1 pseudogene is annotated in these 514 nt (G+C 60.9%); it reads left to right on the forward strand.

What is annotated here, in order from left to right:
- Nucleotides 1-121: 121 nt before the first annotated feature.
- A pseudogene (gene algP, locus ACLJNW_RS23110) lies at nucleotides 122-514 on the forward strand (alginate regulator AlgP); the annotation flags it as partial.

Consider the following 514-nt stretch of genomic DNA (forward strand, 5'->3'; position numbering starts at 1 on the left):
TTTCTCCAAACGTATCGGCGGGCAATCCTGGCGCACGTCGCTTGTAGCACATCGAACCCGTTGGCGAGAGGGGGTGTGCGGGTCTAGTATGGGCGCAACCACGTCCGCCTGGAGGCACGTCATGTCGGCCAACAAGAAGCCCGTCACCACCCCCTTGCACCTGTTGCAGCAACTTTCCCACAGCCTTGTCGAGCACCTGGAAGGTGCGTGCAAACAAGCGCTGGTCGATTCGGAAAAGCTCCTGGCCAAACTTGAAAAGCAACGTGGCAAAGCCCAGGAAAAGCTGCACAAGGCTCGCACCAAGCTGCAGGATGCTGCCAAGGCCGGCAAGACCAAGGCACAGGCCAAGGCGCGCGAGACCATCAGCGACCTGGAAGAGGCGTTGGATACCCTGAAGGCCCGGCAGGCGGACACCCGTACCTACATCGTCGGCCTCAAGCGTGACGTACAGGAAAGCCTCAAGCTGGCGCAGGGTGTCGGCAAGGTGAAGGAAGCTGCTGGCAAGGCTCTGGAG

The organism is Salmonella sp. SAL4457, assembly GCF_046548235.1.
GTDB lineage: Bacteria > Pseudomonadota > Gammaproteobacteria > Enterobacterales > Enterobacteriaceae > Salmonella > Salmonella enterica.